A 17,505-nucleotide genomic window follows, 5' to 3' on the forward strand; every position below is an offset into this window, starting at 1 on the left:
GGTTTTTTCGCGAGTCAGCTCAGGAGTTTGCTTTCCAAAGCGCCGACGAGTTCGGGAGCAAGCTCCAACCCGGCGGTCAGATAGTTCTCGACGGTCCCGTAGTGGTGGTCCACCTCTTCGAAGGCGGCGCCCAGGTAACTCGCGTCGACGGAAAGCAGCAATCGGATGACCTCGCCCTTGTCTGCATCTGTGGCAGCGGCGATCTTCGCGACTGTTGCATCGATGTACTCGGCCGAGTACGTATTCGTGAGCAGGTAGTCCGCCGTGATCGTTTCGCGCGGCACACCGGCGAGTGTCTGCAGTAGTGCTGCCGCCCAACCTGTTCGGTCCTTGCCCGCCGTGCAGTGGAAGAGCTGCGGCCCCTCGGTGGTCGCCAGGGCGGAGAACAACTGCGAGAATCCGTTCCGAGTGACGGGATCCGCCACAAAACTACGATTGATGTTCTGCATGAAAGCTGTTGCAGCGTCAGCTGTTCGGAGAGCCATTGCTTCGGCGTGGATGTTGCCGGACAGGATGGGAATGTGGGCGTACATCGCCGGAGCTGGCACGATGTCGGGAGTTTCGTTCGCTTCGGTTTCGGATCGAACGTCGTAGACGGCTGTCAGCCCCAGCGATTCCACGATTGCGAGATCCTCGGGCGAGGGTGTCAGAACGTTTGCGCGGTAGAAGACTCCTCGGCTCATCGCCTGTCCACTGGTCGTGACGTACCCGTGGCCGGCCACATCGCGGAAGTTGTGAATCGAAGCCAGACGTGGAGTGTCGGGCAGGGCAGTGTCGGGCAAGGCAGTGTCAGGCAGGGCAGTGTCGGAAAGCATGGAGCGGGCCTTTCGGAGGTAGAGTCGCGTCAACTGAAAAACTACTGAATCGGTATCTCGACGGTGTGATCGATGCCACTGACCAAGAGTCGTGCCTGGCCGGGTGCAGAGGTGTGTGCAAGGCGGGTATGTGGTCAGGCTATCTGTGCGCGCCTGTATGGTGTTATCGGTTGTAGTTGTCCCTATTGGATTGGTGGACGTAGACAGACATGAAACTGTTCCTGGATATCCTGCTGGTCATCACCAGCTTGCTCCTCATCGCCTTGGTGCTCCTGCATCGCGGTAAGGGCGGCGGTTTGTCGAGTCTGTTCGGTGGCGGTGTCCAGTCCAGCCTGTCCGGATCGACTGTTGTCGAGAAGAACCTCGACCGGTTGACGGTCTTCACCGCGTTGATCTGGCTCATTTCGATCGTCGGCATCGGCCTGGAGATCAAGTTCGCCTGATTCTCGGCTCATGACTTACAGCCGGTAGTTTTTCACACACGAATTTCAGACACGGAACCCCGCCTATCGAGCGGGGTTCTTTGTTTCGGTCGATAATTGTGTGATGACTGAAACCGCGTCGCATCGAGAAACACCGCGAGAGGCCACCGAGCCGCTGCGCGAAGACATCCGGCTTCTCGGCGGAATACTCGGACAAATAGTGCGAGAGCAAGCCGGCGACAATGTGTTCGATCTGGTCGAGCGAGCCCGTGTCGAGTCGTTCCGAGTCCGTCGTTCGGAGATCGATCGCGCCGAACTGGTGTCGCTGTTCGCCGAAATCAGTACGGACGACGCCATTCCCGTCATCCGGGCGTTCAGTCACTTCGCACTGCTCGCCAACCTGGCCGAGGACATCCATCGCGAGCGTCGACGGGCCATCCACGTCAACGCGGGTGAACCGCCCCGAGACAGCACTCTCGCGGCCACGTACACCAAACTCGATGCGGCCGATATCGACTCGGCCACCGTCGAAGAAGCGTTGCGGGGCGCCCTGGTCTCACCCGTCATCACCGCTCACCCGACGGAGACTCGTCGCCGCACGGTGTTCGAGACGCAGAGTCGGATCACCGAGTTGATGCGATACCGCGAGCGTACGGCGCTGAGCGTCGCCGAAACCGCTGACGTCGATCTGCAATTGCGCCGTCAGATCCTGACCCTGTGGCAGACGGCTCTGATCCGGCTCAGCCGCCTGCGTATCCAGGACGAAATCGAGGTGGGCCTTCGCTACTACGACGCAGCGTTGTTCGAGGTGATTCCGAAGATCAATGCGGAGGTTCGCAAAGCTCTGCGGGCGCGTTGGCCGGAAGCTGGCCTGCTGCCGGAACCGATCCTGAGGCCGGGTTCGTGGATCGGCGGTGACCGGGACGGCAATCCGTATGTGACCGGTGAAATCGTCCAGCGCGCGACTTCGCGCGCTGCGGCAACTGCTCTCGAGCATCATCTGGGGGAACTCGAACATCTCGAGCGTGAACTGTCGATGTCGGCGCGGTTGGTGTCCGTCACGCCCGAACTCGATCTGCTGGCGTCCACTTCCGGCGACGATTCGGCATTCCGGGCTGACGAGCCGTACCGGCGCGCGATTCGCGGTATCCGTGGGCGATTGAGCGCCACCGCACTGTCGGTGCTGGGGGAGTTGCCCGCTCACGGTTCCGATGACGGTCTCGAGGCGTACACCGATCCGGCACAACTACAGCGGGATCTCGGAATCATCGACACCTCGCTGCGTCGTTTCGGCGACGAGACCATTGCCGACGATCGACTCGACCGGCTCCGAGAAGCGGTGGAGGTGTTCGGCTTTCACCTGTCCGGTCTGGACATGCGGCAGAACTCCGAGGTACACGAAAGCGTCGTCGCAGAACTTCTGGCGTGGGCCGGAGTTCACCCGGACTACGCGTCCTTGCCGGAAGCCGAGCGAGTGGAATTGTTGTCGGCCGAGCTGACCACGAGGCGACCGCTGACTTCGCCGGACGCCGAGTTCAGTGAATTGACCACCAAGGAACTGGCCATCATGGCGGCCGGCGCGAAGGCAGTGCGGGTTCTCGGAGCGGGTGCGGTGCCCAACTACATCATCAGCATGTGTACCTCGGTCAGTGACATGCTCGAAGCCGCAGTACTGCTCAAAGAGGTCGGGGTGCTCGATCCGGGCGTCGGCAGCGAACCCTCCTGCCCGATCGGTATCGTTCCGTTGTTCGAGACGATCGAGGATCTGCAGGGCGGCGCCGACACACTGCTGGCGACGCTCGACATCCCGATCTACCGTGCGATCGTGCGGTCCCGCGGTGACAGTCAAGAAGTGATGCTCGGGTACTCCGATTCCAACAAGGACGGTGGCTATCTAGCTGCCAACTGGGCGCTGTACCGTGCCGAGCTCGACCTTCTCGATGCCGCGCGTAAGAGCGGAATCAGATTGCGACTCTTCCACGGCCGCGGCGGAACGGTCGGACGTGGCGGAGGACCGAGCTACGAAGCGATTCTGGCTCAGCCTCCCGGTGCAGTCGCTGGTTCTTTGCGAATCACCGAGCAGGGTGAGGTGATTGCCGCCAAGTACGCCGAACCGCGCCTGGCGCATCGCAACCTCGAAACACTGATCGCAGCGACTATCGAGTCGACCTTGCTCGACGTCGAAGGTCTCGGCAGCGATGCTGATGCGGCCTACGCGGTGTTGGACGAGCTTGCTGCCCTCGCCCGCACCGCGTACAGCGAACTGGTGCACGACACACCAGGATTCGTGCAGTACTTCGAAGCGTCCACACCGGTCGCCGAGATCGGGGCACTCAACATCGGCTCTCGCCCGGCCTCTCGCAAGCAGACCAAGGCGATCTCCGACCTGCGTGCAATTCCCTGGGTGCTCTCGTGGAGTCAGTCTCGCGTGATGCTTCCGGGTTGGTACGGCACCGGCGCCGCGTTCGAACGATGGATCGACGGCGACGACAGTCGGCTTGCCACGTTGACGGCCCTGTACGAGAAGTGGCCGTTCTTCCGAACCGTGCTCTCGAACATGGCCATGGTGATGTCGAAGTCGGATCTCGGTTTGGCGGCCCGCTACGCGGACCTCGTACCCGACGCCGAATTACGCGATCGAGTCTTCGGAATGATCACCGACGAGCACGAACGCACGATTCGCATGTACAAGGCAATCACGGGAAACGAGAACCTCTTTGCCGACAACTCGGGCCTCGAGCGTTCGCTCCACAACCGGTTCCCGTACCTCGAACCTCTCAACCATCTACAGGTCGAGTTGATCCGTCGATACCGGTCCGGCGACGAGAGCGATCAAGTACGTCGAGGCATCCAACTGACGATGAACGGCCTGGCCACTGCACTTCGTAACAGTGGCTAGGTGTAACAGTGGCTAGGAATGACAGCGGATAGGCCGGCAGGTTTACCACGGTGTGCGTGCGGCGACTCTAGGGCTGTCGCACGCACACCTCCCGCTGCGCACAAGACCGAACGGGGACCGCAGTGGATCTGCAATTGGACGGGCGAACTGCCGTGGTCACCGGCGCGGGAAAGGGCATCGGACTGGCTGTCACGCGGGCGTTGGTAGCCGAGGGCGTCCATGTTGTCGCCGGCTCTCGGACGCTCTCACCGGAGCTCGAATCGTTGCAGCCCGGAGGCCGTATCACGTTTGTAGCGGTCGATTTGGCGAGTGCCGAAGGCTCAACCCGACTGCTCGAAGTCGCAGCAGGCAGGGGCGGCGTGGACATCCTGGTCAACAATGTCGGTGCTGTCACCCCGAGAACCAGTGGTTTCGCAAGTATCACGGACGACGAGTGGGCGTCGTCGTTCAATCTGACGTTCTTGTCGGCTGTGCGCACGGTTCGCGCTGCGTTACCGGAGTTGATCCGCCGAGGCGGCGGGAGCATCGTGACGATCAGTTCGGTCAACGCCTTCCTGCCCGACCCCACGGTGATCGACTACAGCGCCGCCAAAGCAGCACTGACCAACTTCTCGAAGTCGTTGTCGAAAGAGCTGGGAGGGAAAGGGATCCGCGTCAACACCGTCAGTCCTGGGCCGGTGCAAACGGAGTTGTGGCTAGGTAAGCACGGTGTGGCATCGACGTTGGCGAAGGCGAGTGGATCAGCCGCCGACGACATCGTCGAAAGTGCCGCGGCCGGCGCCGAGACTGGGCGGTTTACTTTCCCCGAAGAGGTTGCCGACCTGGTGTTGTTCCTCGCCAGCGATCGTGCGGGGAACGTGACGGGCGCGGACTTCGTGATCGACGGCGGTCTGATCAAGACGCTGTGACCGCTGATCAAGACCTTGTGACCGCTGATCAGGACCTTGTGATCATTGCCGCCTGGAACCTGATCAGGTGCGCGACGGTCGATGACGTGACGCACAGGATCACTGCAGACGCGATGACCGCCCACAGTCCCCACCCGATGGACGGCCCGGTGACCTCGGTACTACGTCCCACGATGGCCGCGGCGTTTCCGACGGCAACGATCAAGACAGCGATTCCCACCAGCGGTCCGGTGCAGTGATTTTTCATCTCGGGGGTGACGTCGCGGACCATGATCGCGATCAGTGCAGTGACCGCGCACATCGCGAGGACGAGAGTGATCGCCCCGCATTCGTCGATACCACTGTGGTCGAGGGTGGAAGACGACGTCCACGGGCCGAGGCTGCCGGCGACGATTCCGGCGCACGCCCACAACGATCCGACGAGATTCGGTCCGAAACGGTCGGGCATGAGGGAGGGAATTGCGCGGGTCGTCGGCGGCTGAAAGCCGAAGGCGCGTTGGTGATCCGGCTGATTGGGTGTGAACGTCACGGGACGGACCACCTTTCCTCCGCGGCGTCGAGGCGCCCAATCCAATGCTTTTCCGGAGTCTAAGGGCCGCCCAGTTCACTTTTGCCGAATCGACCGAAATTGATCGAACCGGCAGCACCAGTCAGTGAACGAAGTCCAGCGCTTCCTTGATCCACGCATTGAATTCGACGTTCGAACTCGTTCCGGTTCGGTCGACGACGATCCATCCCTTGCTCATCGGCTTACCCCGCATCTCGGGCCAACTTGCACCCTTGTGCGTCAGAAGCTCGTCGACACGATCGGGGGCACAACGAACCATGATGTTGCCGTGTGAGTTCGCGCTGGCGGTCAGCTTCCCGTTGACCATGAAACTCAGGCCACCGAACATCTTTACTTCCTCGACGTCGTCCTCGCCCGAGAGCGCGTCGCGGATACGCTCAGCCAGCGCTTTGTCGTATGCCATGGAGGCCTCCTGGGGGTGGAGTTCCAGGTTAGATCAGGTGGCGCAGGTACGTCTGGGGGTCGTGAAGGAACCGTCGCCAGTTCGAGACGAGATCGAGGTCTTCCCATCCTGCGGTTCTGATTCCCCATTCGCCGATCTCGAGCAGGTTGGCGTTCGGGAGCGCCGCGATGATCGGCGAGTGCGTCGCGATCACTGCCTGTGCGCCGGAGTCCACCAGCTCACCAAGCAACGCGGCGAGCGTCAACGTTCCTTGGAAGGAGAGGGCGGCATCGGGTTCGTCGATGAGATAGAACCCGCCGTCGGAGGTCCTCGACGACAAGATCTCGAGCAGCGCTTCTCCATGCGAAAGCTGATGATATTGCGGTTCAGGGTGCCGAGGATTGGGATTGTCCTCCAGATACGTGTACAACCCGTGCAAGGTTTCGTCCCGAAGGTAGTACGCCCATTTCGATGCGCCGGGGCTCCGCTCGACCAGAAGGCCGAGGCCGCCCGGTTCACTCGATCGGGTCTGATGCCGCGTATTGGTCGACCCGCCTTCGGCATTGAGCCCGAGAACGGCGGCAAGAATTTCGATGACGGTCGACTTCCCGGCTCCGTTTTCGCCGACCAAAATCGTGACACCCGGTGGAAGTTCGAGACCGTCCTCAACGATCTGCGCGACCGCAGGCACCGTCATCGGCCAGCTGCCTACGTCAGCGCCCGACGATGGCCCGGCCTTGATGCGTCGGATGGGTTGTCTCTGCACGGCAATACGTTCTCACAAGGTTCCGACGGGAACTGAGGCTAGTGGCGCCGCGCGAGCAATTCGACGATCCGAGCCACCAGATCGAGGGGGATCGGTTTGTTCAGTGGGAACTTCACGGTTGATTTCGCGGACCGGTACGGGTCGACGGACTTCTCGAACTCTGCGTCACCCGCCGGCAGTGGGTACATCGAGATGTGGTGTTTCCAGCCTGCGAAATGAACCAGGTTCTTGCCGTTCACCGTCATGGTCGGCATCTGATAGCTGATGGTTTCATCGAGGCCGGGAACCGTATTGTGAATCGTCTCGCGGATGCTTTCGAGGGCTGGTTGCACGTCGGCGGGAAACGAGGCGATGTATGCGTCAATCGTCGCGAATTCGGCCATGCTCGGATCCTAATCGCAGTCGGATTCAGTTGGTCCGCCAAAAATCGGGTCGGCTGCCGTCGGTGTCGGTGAACCCGTATGCCGTTCCGAGTTCGCCTGAACTGACCGATCGCTGATTCCATCGCTTCCGATTCGAATCGGCGGCGAGGGCCGCGATCGCACGTCCGATGAATCTCGGTGACTCGGAGCGTGCGAAATCCGGTGGCGCGGTCGGACAATCCCGATACGGCATCAATGCGTCATGCCAATTCGATTCGCCGACACCAAAATTGTCGAGCATCATCTCCGATCGCAGGAACCCGGGAGTGATGGCGACGGCAGTACACCCGAACGGGGCCAGTTCGTGCCCTTGCGAGAATGCGAGCCGGTTCACGGACACCTTCGCCAAGTCGTAGAATACCGAGATGCGATAGTTCGACGCGTTGTATTCGGTAGTGCCGTCGGTTATTTCGGCGACCAGTCCACCAGGTCGATCGATCATCAGCGGCAGGAGGTGATGCGACGTGGTGATGTGAGTGTCGATCGCCAGGCGCAAGATGTGAAAGCCCTTGTCCAGATCGTGTTCCCATACCGGTGTGTTCCACTCCGCCGGCCCACCCTTGAGCAATTCCGCGCCCCAGATGTCGTTGACCAAGATGTCGATATGTCCGTAGTCGGCGCGCAAGCGTTCGGCGAGATCAGCCACTTGTTTGCTCTTGAGGTGATCGACGGCAATCGGCACTCCGACGCCGCCCAGTGCGGTGACAAGTTCCGCAGTCTCTTCGATGGTCTCGCCGCGCGGGTAGTCCGACTGAAGTATCCCGGCTGATGTGCTCCGACCAGTGCAGATGACAGTTGCACCCGCCTCGCCCAAGGCTGCGGCGATTCCGCGTCCGGCGCCCCTCGTCGCCCCGGCAACAACAGCTACTCGCCCGCGGAGAGCGTCCGGATTCAGTGTCCACGACATTGTTCGATTGTTCCCGCCCGGTTTGCTTCGTTCAAGAGCGACGGCGATCTGCGGAACCGAACCTTGATCCGCGGCGTCCAAGGTAGTAATTGCTCGGGGGAGCGAAACAGGGGGAGAGATGAATCGTTGTGTCGGGCAGAGTGCCCGTTGGAGGAACGGGATCTCGGGATTGAGTTCCGTTCCGTCAAAAGGAAATTCGCATTCGATCCGGAGTCGGCGGGTAATCGAAACTCGCCGCTGTGAGAAGGTCGTCGACCTTCCACCAGGCCGGGAATCGCCCGAAGACGATTCCCGGCCGGTGTGAAAATCAGATCTGTGAAAATCAGATCACGGAAGCTGCGAGGCAGCGTCTGTATCGAGGAACCAACGCGTCGCAACCAAACCGGTGGCTCCGGCGGACGGCCAGTCCTCGGCCGAGGCACCACCAACCGCTTTGGCAACGGCCTCGGCCTTTGCTGCGCCGGAGACCAGTAACCAGACCTCTTTGGCACGCCGAACAGCGGGCAACGTCAGCGTGATGCGAACCGGTGGCGGCTTGGGGGAGTCCGTTACCGCGACAACGAACCGCGCTTCTTCTCGAACGGCGTCGGTGTGCGGGAACAACGAGTTGACGTGTCCTTCGCCGCCCATGCCGAGCAGGTGCACGTCGAAGGTCGGGACCTGATTGCCGTGTGCCTGGGCGCCCAGCAGTTGTTCGTACGCCGTCGCCGCACCGTGGGGATCACCGTCGTAGATACCGTCGGATGCGGCCATCGCATGTACTCGGTCGGGATCGACCGGCACATGATCGAGGAGCGCCTCTCGAGCCTGCACTTCGTTCCGCTCGGGATCGCCGGACGGCAGGAACCGCTCGTCACCCCAGTACAGGTCTATCTGAGACCAGTCGATGTCGCCGGGAGCATTCCGCAACTTCTCGAGAAGTGCGATCCCGGTTCCGCCACCGGTCAGAACGATGGATGCGACTCCGCGAGCCTTCTGGGCCTCGACGATGGTCGTGACCAGGCGTGCGGCAGCAGCATCGACGAGTTGGCCGGCGTCGGAAAACTTCTCTACGACAACATCACTCATAGGTCACCTTCTCCAATCCAGCCAGAGCTTCCTCGTAGATCTCGTCGGGATCGAGTCGACGCAATTCCTCAGCGAGGCAATCGCGTGTCTCTCGGCGACCCAGAGAAACCAGCGCGTCGGGCTGACCGGTACGGATCAACGTTGCAGTCGTGCCCTCCTGCGGGCGACTGATGGAAATGCTGCGGGTCTCGAGCTTCAACTCGACGGTCAGCTCACCCGTACGCCGAATGACCGGACCGTCGATCTTGGCCGCCAGCCAACCGGCGAGAATATCCAGTGCCGGTTCGGTTTTGAGACCGGAGACCACTGCGGAGGTGATCTTCTCGTGCGGCGGCTGATCGAGAGCCGACGCAAGCAGCGCGCGCCAGTAGGTGACGCGACTCCAGGCGAGATCGGTGTCACCGGCGGTGTACGACGCGAGTCGCCCCTTGATGGTGGCCGTCGGATCGGGGGCACCGGTGGCATCGGTGATGCGCCGTATCGCGAGCCTCCCGACGGGGTCCTTCGCCGGAATCTCGGGTGCCTCGAGGGGCCACCACGCGACTACCGGGGTGTCGGGGAGCAGGAACGGGATGACGACGCTGCTCTCGTGATCCGCAAGCGGACCGTAGAGACGCAGGACCACGACCTCCGAGGCGCCGGCGTCGCCGCCGACACGGATCTGAGCATCGAGCCGAGGCTCACTCTGCTCGTCGCCACGCAGAAGCACGATGACGCGGCAAGGGTGCTCGCGACTTGCCTCGTTGGCGGCCTCGATGGCTTCCTCGGCGTTCCCGGTGTCCCTGGTGCAGACGACGAGCGTCAACACTCGCCCCAAGGTGACAGCGCCGCCGGTCTTACGTACCTCGACCAGTTTCTTGCTGACCTGGACCGTGGTGGTGGACGGCAAATCGAGAATCACTAGGGTCGCCTCCATTCGCGTCCGGTGCGTTGCATCATTTCGTCCGCAGACGGTGGTCCCCACGTTCCGGCCTCGTAGGGTTCCGGCTTACCGCCGGCGGCCCAGTGCTCGAGGACGGGATCGAGTATCTCCCAAGACAATTCAACTTCGGCATTCACCGGGAACAGTGACGGCTCGCCGAGCAACACGTCGAGAATGAGCCGCTCGTACGCCTCCGGTGACGACTCGGTGAAAGCCTGACCGTACGAGAAGTCCATGTTGACGTCACGGACCTCCATGCTCGATCCGGGAACCTTCGAGCCGAACCGCATGGTGACGCCCTCGTCGGGCTGCACGCGGATGACCAGAGCGTTCTGGCCGAGGTCTTCGGTCATCGTCTTGTCGAACGGCAGGTGCGGTGCGCGTTTGAACACCACTGCGATCTCGGTGACACGACGGCCGAGTCGTTTGCCCGTGCGCAGGTAGAACGGCACACCCGCCCAGCGGCGGGTGTCGACCTCGAGGGTGATGGCGGCAAAGGTCTCCGTGATGGAGTCCGCTGCGAAGCCGTCTTCTTCGAGGAGCCCGACCACCGGCAGCCCACCCTGCCAGCCGCCCGCGTACTGGCCGCGGGCGGTGGTCTCGTCGAGGGGTTCTGCGAGGCGAGTGGCAGAGAGGACCTTGATCTTCTCAGCCTGCAGATTGAGCGGCTCGAAGCTGATGGGTTCTTCCATCGCCGTGAACGCGAGCAATTGCAGCAGGTGGTTCTGGATCACGTCACGGGCCGCGCCGATGCCGTCGTAGTACCCGGCGCGTCCACCGAGGCCGATGTCCTCAGCCATCGTGATCTGAACGTGGTCGACGTAGTGCGCGTTCCAGATCGGATCGAACAACTGGTTCGCGAAGCGCAGAGCCAGGATGTTCTGGACCGTTTCCTTACCGAGGTAGTGGTCGATACGGAAGACCGTGTCCTCGGGGAACACCTTGTTGACGACGGCGTTCAGTTCGCGAGCGCTCTCGAGATCGTGACCGAACGGCTTCTCGATGACCACGCGTCGCCACTGACCGTCCTCGGCCTGCGCGAGGCCGGAGGCAGACAGCTGTTCGAGGACCTGAGGAAATGCGTTGGGCGGAATCGCGAGGTAGAAGCCGTGATTGCCGCCGATGCCACGCTCGTTGTCGAGCGTGGACAACGTGTCGGACAGGTTCTGGAAGGCCTCGGACTCGTCGAAACTGCCCTCCACGAACCGGATGCCTTCGGCGAGCCGCTCCCACACGTCCTGACGAAACTTGGTGCGAGCACCGTCCTTGACTGCTTCGAGGACGACGTTCGCGAAGTCCTCGTCCGTCCAGTCACGCCGGGCGAACCCGACCAGAGCGAATCCGGGCGGCAACAGTCCACGGTTGGCGAGGTCGTAGATGGCTGGCATGAGCTTGCGCCTGGCAAGGTCGCCGGTAACACCGAAAATCACCAGGGCGCAGGGCCCCGCAATGTGCGGAAGCCGTTTGTCGGTGCTGTCCCGAAGGGGATTCACCCAATCTGATGCCGCCGCGGAATCGCTCACAGGCTCAGCTCTTCTGGGTTGCTGCGCGGAGCTGCTCGGCAGTTGCGTCGAGCAACTCGTTCCAGGACACCTCGAACTTGTCGACGCCCTCGGTTTCGAGGACCGTGAACACGTCCGCAAGATCGATGCCGACAGCAGCGAGCTGATCGAAGACCGCCTGTGATTCCTGAGCGGTACCCGAGATGGTGTCGCCCGTGATCTCGCCGTGGTCGGCGAGAGCGTCCAGCGTCTTCTCCGGCATGGTGTTGACGGTGTTGGGTGCAACCAACTCGGTGACGTAGAGCGTGTCCGGGTAATCCGGGTTCTTCACGCCGGTCGACGCCCACAGCGGACGCTGAGCCTTGGCGCCGTCTGCCAGAAGAGCCTGGAAGCGCGGCTGCACCTCGAAGATCTGCTGGTACGCGTTGTACGCCAGGCGAGCGTTTGCGAGTGCAGCCTTGCCGCGAAGCTCGAGAGCGTCCGGCGTGCCGATTGCCGTGAGGCGGTTGTCGATCTCGGAATCCACGCGGGAGACGAAGAACGAGGCGACCGACTCGATGGACGAGATGTCGCGGCCGGCAGCCTTGGCGGTGTCCAGACCTTCGAGGTATGCGCCCATGACTGCTTCGTAGCGCTCGACCGAGAAGATCAAGGTGACGTTGACGCTGATGCCCTCGCCGATCACCTTGGCGATGGCGGGAATGCCTGCCAGCGTCGCGGGGATCTTGATCAGGACGTTCGGGCGATCGACGATCTTGTGCAGCTCGATCGCCTGCGCGACGGTGGCGTCGGTGTCGTGTGCCAGGCGAGGATCGACCTCGATGGACACGCGACCGTCGACGCCGTTCGACGCCTCGAACTGCGGAGCCAGGATGTCGCACGCAGCGCGCACGTCGTCGGTGGTCACCGCGGTGATGGTGGCGTCGACATCGGCGCCGCGCTGTGCGAGCTCACGAACCTGAGCATCGTAAGCCGAGCCCTTGGAAAGGGCTGCCTGGAAGATCGACGGGTTGGTCGTGACGCCCACAATCGACTTCGTGTCGATGAGGTTCTGCAGGTTGCCGGACTGGATGCGATCTCGCGAGAGGTCGTCGAGCCAGATGGAAACGCCTGCAGCGGAGAGCTTTTCGGTATTCACGTTCTGTGTCATCGAGATCATCCCTTCACAGCTGCGAGGGAGCGCTGCGCGGCTTCGACAGTCGCGTCGGCAGTGATGCCGAACTCCCGGTACAAGGTCTTGTAATCGGCGGAGGCGCCGTAGTGCTCGAGCGAGACGGCCTGACCGGCGTCGCCGAGGATGCGCCACCACGGCATTGCGATGCCGGCTTCGACGGACACGCGTGCGCGGACGGCGGGCGGAATGACCTCGTCGCGGTACGCCTGATCCTGCTCGAGGAACCAGTCGAGGCAGGGCACGGAAACGACGCGGGTTGCAACGCCCTGAGCTTCGAGGGTCTCACGAGCCTCGGTGGCCAGATGCAGTTCGGAACCGGTGGCCAGCAAGATGACCTCGGGCGAACCGTTGGCTGCGTCGACGAGAACGTACGCGCCGCGCTTGACGCCCTCGGCAGCTTTCTCCTTGGTGCCTTCGAGAACCGGGATGTCCTGGCGGGTGAGTGCCAGAGCGGTCGGTCCTGTCTTGTTCTCGAGTGCTGCCTGCCACGCGAACGAGGTCTCGTTGGCGTCGCCCGGGCGGACGACGGCGAGATTCGGGATGGCGCGCAGTGCGGCCAGGTGCTCGACCGGCTGGTGAGTCGGGCCGTCTTCGCCGAGACCGATGGAGTCGTGGGTCCAGACATAGGTGACGGCAGTCTTCATCAGTGCAGCCAGGCGAACGGCCGGACGCATGTAGTCGGAGAAGACCATGAAGGTTCCGCCGTACGGGCGGGTCGGGCCGTGCAGCGCGATGCCGTTGAGGATCGAGCCCATCGCATGCTCACGGATGCCGAAGTGGAGCGTGCGGCCGTAAGGCTGCGCATTCCAGTCGTTGGTGGAGATGGAGAACGGGCCGAACGAATCTGCGCCCTTGATGGTGGTGTTGTTGCTGCCCGCGAGGTCAGCGGAGCCGCCCCACAGTTCGGGCAGGATCGGTCCGAGCGCGTTGAGTGCCGAACCGGAGGCCTTGCGAGTCGCAACGCCCTTGGCGTCGGCCTCGTAGGTCGGGAGAGCGTCGGCCCAGCCGGCGGGGAATTCGCCGGCGAACAGGCGGTCGAAGAGTTCCTTGCGTTCGGTCTCACGTGCAGCCCACGCGTCGAACTCGACCTGCCATGCCTTGCGTGCGTCGGCGCCGCGCGAGACGACCTCACGGGCGTGAGCCAAAGCGTCGGCGTCGACGTCGAAGGACTTGCTCGGATCGAATCCGAGGGCTTCCTTGACCGCAGCGACCTCGTCGGCACCCAGGGCGGAACCGTGGACGTCGCCGGTGTTCATCTTCTTCGGAGCCGGGAAACCGATGATGGTGCGGAGAAGGATGATCGACGGGCGATCGACGACGGCCTTGGCCGCAGCGACTGCGTCGAGAATGCCGGAGACGTTTTCGCCGCCCTCGACGTGCTGAACGTGCCAGCCGTACGCCTCGTAGCGCTTTCCGACGTCTTCGCCGAGAGCGATGGTGGTGTCGTGCTCGATGGAGATCTTGTTGTCGTCGTAGAAGACGACGAGGTTGCCCAGTTCCTGGACACCGGCGAGGGACGACGCCTCGGAGGTGACGCCTTCTTCGATGTCACCGTCGGACGCGATCACGTAGATGTGATGGTCGAAGGGGGAGGAGCCGACCGGGGTCTCCGGATCGAACAGCCCGCGCTCACGGCGCGCAGCCATCGCCATACCAACTGCGGAGGCGAGGCCCTGGCCCAGCGGACCCGTGGTCATCTCGACGCCGACGGTGTGGCCGACCTCGGGGTGGCCGGGGGTCAAAGCGCCCCACGTGCGGAGAGCTTCGAGGTCCGCGAGTTGGAGACCGTAGCCCGACAGGTAGAGCTGGGTGTACAGCGTCAAGGACGAATGGCCACAGGAAAGAACGAAGCGGTCACGGCCGACCCATTCTGCATCCGAAGGATCGTGGCGCATGACGCGCTGGAAGAGGGTGTATGCCAACGGCGCCAAGCTCATTGCAGTTCCGGGATGGCCGTTGCCGACCTTCTGAACCGCGTCGGCGGCGAGCACGCGGGCGGTATCGACAGCCTTGGTGTCCAGGTCGGTCCAGTCCGAGGGGTGGACGGGTTGCGTGAGGACGTGGATCTCGTCTGTGATCGACACTGGCAGATGTCTCCTGACATGGTGTACGTGGATTGCGAGGGTGGGTGTCCCTCCACTGCGTAACCCAGCCTAATGGTCCTGGCTGTCCGGGTCGATTCGGTTCCTCCATGGCTGCGGTCTACCATCGTCCGTAGTAGAGAACAGTGTCAGCAGTGTGTCGTGAAGAGTTAGTGCGGTAACGCGTGGTGCAAGGAGAGAACGTGCGGACAGGGCAACAGCCGAGCGGACATGGCTTCGGCAGCCCAGGTGCCGCCCCGCGGGCGACCAATACCGATACGGTGTGGGGTCGCGCAACGGGCAAGGTTCTGGCTTATATCGCGCTCACGAAGCCGCGAGTAATCGAATTGCTGTTGGTGGCAACCATTCCGGCAATGCTGCTGGCCGATCGCGGAACAGTCGACATCGCTCTGATCCTCAGCACCCTCTTCGGTGGCTGGATGGGCGCAGCGAGTGCGAACTCCCTCAACTGCGTCGTCGACGCCGACATCGACAAGGTCATGAAGCGCACCGCCAAGCGTCCGCTGGCCCGCGAGGCGGTACCGACTCGCAACGCGCTCGTCTTCGGACTTCTCCTGGGTCTCGCGTCGTTCCTGTGGCTGTGGTGGCGAGCCAACCTCCTCGCCGGCATCCTCGTCGTGATCACGATCGCGTTCTACGTACTCATCTACACGATGGTTCTCAAGCGTCGTACCTGGCAGAACGTCATCTGGGGTGGCGCTGCCGGATGTATGCCCGTCCTCGTCGGCTGGGCCGCAGTCACCGGGTCACTGAGCTGGCAGCCCGTCGTGCTGTTCCTGATCATCTTCTTCTGGACGCCGCCGCACACCTGGGCGCTCGCAATGCGCTACAAGGAAGACTACAAAGCTGCCGGTGTTCCGATGCTTCCCGTGATCGCCACCGAAGAGCACGTCACCAAGCAGATCCTGTTCTACAGCTGGGCGATGGTCGTCACGACGCTCGTCCTCGTGCCCGCGTCCGGCGTCATCTACGCCGCCATCACCATCGTCGCCGGCGCGTGGTTCCTGCTCATGGCCCATCAGCTGTACCGCAGCGTTCGTGGCGGTGCCCAGGTCAAGCCGCTGCGCCTGTTCCTGCAGTCCAACAACTATCTTGCGATCGTCTTCGTCGGCCTCGCTGTCGACTCGGTGCTCGGACTCCAGACGATCAGTGACATGCTCAGCTGATTCTGCTGTGCGCCTTTATTAAACGCGGGCGGTTAATAAAGGCGCACAGCACTTCGCTAGGGGATCAGAACGATTGAACCCGTGGTTGCTCGACCTTCCAGGTCCCGGTGCGCTGTCGCTGCATCGGCGAGGGGGTATTCGGCCCCGACGCGAATATCGAGCTTCCCGGCCGCAATGGCATCGAAGACATCGCCGGCACGCCAGGTCAATTCCTCACGAGTGCGAATGTGATGCGCGAGCGTCGGACGCGTCAGGAACAGCGAGCCCGACGAATTGAGCCGCTGCGGATCCACCGGCGGAACCGGACCACTGGCCGCACCGAACAACGCGACGGTGCCGCGGATACGCACGGAAGCCAAGCTCGAATCAAAAGTTGTCGCGCCGACGCCGTCGTATGCCGCCGCGACTCCTTCGCCGCCGGTCAACTCCCGAACGCGCGCTGCGATGTCCTCGTCGTACCGCAGTACCTCCGAGGCACCGGCGCCACGCGAGAGTTCTTCCTTCGCATCCGATGACACAGTCGTGACGACCTTCGCCCCGAGGCTGACGGCCATCTGCGTCAGGATCAACCCGACGCCGCCCGCGCCCGCGTGCACGAGCACGGTGTCTCCGTTCTGGATCGGATACGTCGACTTCGCGAGGTAATGCGCCGTCATCCCCTGCAGGAGCGCCGACGCTGCGGCCGATGCCGGGACACCGTCGGGTACTTTCACTGCGACTGCGGCGGGAACAGCCACCTTCTCGGCATAGCTGCCAGTGGCCGCGGCCCACGCGACACGGTCGCCCACGGCGAATTCGGTGACATCGGAACCGACGGCTTCGACGACACCGCTGCCCTCGTCGCCCGGAATGTAGGGGAGCGGCCGCTTGTACTGGCCCATTCGGAAGTACGTGTCGATGAAATTGATGCCGATCGCTTCGGTCCGGACGAGTAGATCGCCTGGGCCCGGTGTCGGTTCGGGTTGTTCGGTCAGAGTCAGAACCTCTGGTCCGCCGGTCTCGGTCACGTAGATGGCTCGCATGGTTTCTGTTCTACACCCGCGGCGACCGAGCCTCAGTCCATGCCTGGTGTCGCTTCCGGGCTACCGACCAGTATTGTCGAGTCATGAGCACCGATACAGAGAAGTCGGACGCCACCCCGTCCGCGCCGGAACTGCCGAAGTCCACGGTGAATGCCATCACCAAGTTCGTCGCCGAGCACGGCGGAACCGCCAGCGCCGTCATCCAGCCGGTCGGCGTTGCCGGCGTTCGCATCACTCTCGTGGGTGCCGACGGCATCCTCGGTGACCAGGTCGTCGAGGACCTCGCCACGGCCAATGTCGTCGTCGCATCCTTCGACAACGTCACCGTTGCCGAGTGGGAGCGTGAGCTGACGAGCATCGTCACCCCGCAGGATGGCCACTTCAAGAAGATGGCCGGTTGGGTTGCCAATCAGACTCGGTTCCCGAAAGCTCGCAACGAATCCTGAAATGACGTCTGGGG

17 protein-coding genes are annotated in these 17,505 nt (G+C 62.8%); 5 read left to right on the forward strand and 12 right to left on the reverse strand.

Features of this window, described 5'->3' with window-relative positions:
* Positions 1-14: 14 nt before the first annotated feature.
* Positions 15-815, reverse strand: coding sequence for a tyrosine-protein phosphatase (locus tag ACFQ6H_RS28825; protein WP_378650272.1), 801 nt, complete (start codon positions 813-815; stop codon positions 15-17).
* A 209-nt stretch (positions 816-1,024) separates the two neighbouring features.
* Here ACFQ6H_RS28825 and secG point away from each other — a divergent pair, with 209 nt between their 5' ends.
* The 3 genes from secG (at position 1,025) to ACFQ6H_RS28840 (ending at position 5,044) form a co-directional block, all read left to right on the forward strand.
* Positions 1,025-1,258: a preprotein translocase subunit SecG gene (gene secG, locus ACFQ6H_RS28830; protein ID WP_003944946.1), complete on the forward strand. Its 234-nt coding sequence runs from the start codon at positions 1,025-1,027 to the stop codon at positions 1,256-1,258.
* Positions 1,259-1,361: 103 nt separating this feature from the next.
* Positions 1,362-4,136 (forward strand): phosphoenolpyruvate carboxylase, encoded by a 2,775-nt coding sequence (gene ppc / locus ACFQ6H_RS28835; RefSeq protein WP_378650274.1) that lies wholly within the window; start codon positions 1,362-1,364, stop codon positions 4,134-4,136.
* A 122-nt stretch (positions 4,137-4,258) separates the two neighbouring features.
* Positions 4,259-5,044, forward strand: coding sequence for an oxidoreductase (locus ACFQ6H_RS28840; protein WP_378445956.1), 786 nt, complete (start codon positions 4,259-4,261; stop codon positions 5,042-5,044).
* A 28-nt stretch (positions 5,045-5,072) separates the two neighbouring features.
* Here ACFQ6H_RS28840 and ACFQ6H_RS28845 read toward each other — a convergent pair whose 3' ends face one another.
* From ACFQ6H_RS28845 to tkt, 10 genes are all read right to left on the reverse strand, one after another.
* Positions 5,073-5,573, reverse strand: a complete 501-nt coding sequence (locus tag ACFQ6H_RS28845) for a hypothetical protein (RefSeq protein WP_378650276.1) — start codon at positions 5,571-5,573, stop codon at positions 5,073-5,075.
* 121 nt (positions 5,574-5,694) lie between these two features.
* Complete coding sequence (locus ACFQ6H_RS28850; RefSeq protein WP_378650278.1) at positions 5,695-6,015, reverse strand: TfoX/Sxy family protein; 321 nt, start codon at positions 6,013-6,015, stop codon at positions 5,695-5,697.
* A gap of 28 nt (positions 6,016-6,043) precedes the next feature.
* Entirely contained in the window at positions 6,044-6,760 is a 717-nt protein-coding gene (locus ACFQ6H_RS28855) for an AAA family ATPase (protein WP_378650280.1), read from the reverse strand.
* A 38-nt stretch (positions 6,761-6,798) separates the two neighbouring features.
* Positions 6,799-7,143: an iron chaperone gene (locus tag ACFQ6H_RS28860; RefSeq protein ID WP_378650281.1), complete on the reverse strand. Its 345-nt coding sequence runs from the start codon at positions 7,141-7,143 to the stop codon at positions 6,799-6,801.
* Positions 7,144-7,168: 25 nt separating this feature from the next.
* On the reverse strand, positions 7,169-8,089 hold the full coding sequence (locus ACFQ6H_RS28865; RefSeq protein ID WP_378650283.1) for an SDR family oxidoreductase: 921 nt from the start codon (positions 8,087-8,089) through the stop codon (positions 7,169-7,171).
* A 327-nt stretch (positions 8,090-8,416) separates the two neighbouring features.
* Complete coding sequence (gene pgl / locus ACFQ6H_RS28870; protein WP_378445961.1) at positions 8,417-9,157, reverse strand: 6-phosphogluconolactonase; 741 nt, start codon at positions 9,155-9,157, stop codon at positions 8,417-8,419.
* A complete protein-coding gene (gene opcA / locus ACFQ6H_RS28875; protein ID WP_095970270.1) occupies positions 9,150-10,058 on the reverse strand; it encodes a glucose-6-phosphate dehydrogenase assembly protein OpcA in 909 nt (302 codons plus the stop codon). Before opcA ends, pgl begins: the two co-directional genes overlap by 8 nt.
* Positions 10,058-11,602: a glucose-6-phosphate dehydrogenase gene (zwf, locus tag ACFQ6H_RS28880; RefSeq protein ID WP_378650285.1), complete on the reverse strand. Its 1,545-nt coding sequence runs from the start codon at positions 11,600-11,602 to the stop codon at positions 10,058-10,060. Before zwf ends, opcA begins: the two co-directional genes overlap by 1 nt.
* A 4-nt stretch (positions 11,603-11,606) precedes the next feature.
* Entirely contained in the window at positions 11,607-12,731 is a 1,125-nt protein-coding gene (tal, locus tag ACFQ6H_RS28885) for a transaldolase (protein ID WP_378650286.1), read from the reverse strand.
* A 5-nt stretch (positions 12,732-12,736) separates the two neighbouring features.
* Positions 12,737-14,839: a transketolase gene (gene tkt / locus ACFQ6H_RS28890; RefSeq protein WP_378650288.1), complete on the reverse strand. Its 2,103-nt coding sequence runs from the start codon at positions 14,837-14,839 to the stop codon at positions 12,737-12,739.
* A 200-nt stretch (positions 14,840-15,039) separates the two neighbouring features.
* Between tkt and ACFQ6H_RS28895 the strand changes: the two genes are divergently transcribed.
* Positions 15,040-16,023 carry a heme o synthase gene (locus ACFQ6H_RS28895; protein ID WP_283304656.1) on the forward strand — a complete coding sequence of 328 codons (984 nt, stop codon included), beginning with the start codon at positions 15,040-15,042 and terminating at the stop codon, positions 16,021-16,023.
* Positions 16,024-16,079: 56 nt separating this feature from the next.
* Here ACFQ6H_RS28895 and ACFQ6H_RS28900 read toward each other — a convergent pair whose 3' ends face one another.
* Entirely contained in the window at positions 16,080-17,045 is a 966-nt protein-coding gene (locus ACFQ6H_RS28900) for a quinone oxidoreductase family protein (RefSeq protein WP_378650290.1), read from the reverse strand.
* Between the two features lie 83 nt (positions 17,046-17,128).
* Here ACFQ6H_RS28900 and ACFQ6H_RS28905 point away from each other — a divergent pair, with 83 nt between their 5' ends.
* The gene (locus tag ACFQ6H_RS28905) at positions 17,129-17,491 is read left to right on the forward strand and encodes a hypothetical protein (RefSeq protein ID WP_378650292.1); all 363 of its coding nucleotides are present in this window, start codon (positions 17,129-17,131) and stop codon (positions 17,489-17,491) included.
* Positions 17,492-17,505 lie beyond the last annotated feature (14 nt).

This window comes from Rhodococcus sp. NPDC056506, from assembly GCF_042794945.1.
In the GTDB taxonomy this organism is placed as follows: Bacteria; Actinomycetota; Actinomycetes; order Mycobacteriales; family Mycobacteriaceae; genus Rhodococcus_F.

Excerpts from the sequence above, each read along its gene's own strand:
- ACFQ6H_RS28860 (WP_378650281.1), bottom strand. The coding sequence starts at position 7,143 with ATGGCCGAATTCGCGACGATTGACGCATACATCGCCTCGTTTCCCGCC.
- secG (WP_003944946.1), top strand. The coding sequence starts at position 1,025 with ATGAAACTGTTCCTGGATATCCTGCTGGTCATCACCAGCTTGCTCCTC.
- ACFQ6H_RS28825 (WP_378650272.1), bottom strand. The coding sequence starts at position 815 with ATGCTTTCCGACACTGCCCTGCCTGACACTGCCTTGCCCGACACTGCC.
- ppc (WP_378650274.1), top strand. The coding sequence starts at position 1,362 with ATGACTGAAACCGCGTCGCATCGAGAAACACCGCGAGAGGCCACCGAG.
- ACFQ6H_RS28900 (WP_378650290.1), bottom strand. The coding sequence starts at position 17,045 with ATGCGAGCCATCTACGTGACCGAGACCGGCGGACCAGAGGTTCTGACT.
- ACFQ6H_RS28850 (WP_378650278.1), bottom strand. The coding sequence starts at position 6,015 with ATGGCATACGACAAAGCGCTGGCTGAGCGTATCCGCGACGCGCTCTCG.
- pgl (WP_378445961.1), bottom strand. The coding sequence starts at position 9,157 with ATGAGTGATGTTGTCGTAGAGAAGTTTTCCGACGCCGGCCAACTCGTC.
- ACFQ6H_RS28905 (WP_378650292.1), top strand. The coding sequence starts at position 17,129 with ATGAGCACCGATACAGAGAAGTCGGACGCCACCCCGTCCGCGCCGGAA.
- tal (WP_378650286.1), bottom strand. The coding sequence starts at position 12,731 with ATGACACAGAACGTGAATACCGAAAAGCTCTCCGCTGCAGGCGTTTCC.
- ACFQ6H_RS28865 (WP_378650283.1), bottom strand. The coding sequence starts at position 8,089 with ATGTCGTGGACACTGAATCCGGACGCTCTCCGCGGGCGAGTAGCTGTT.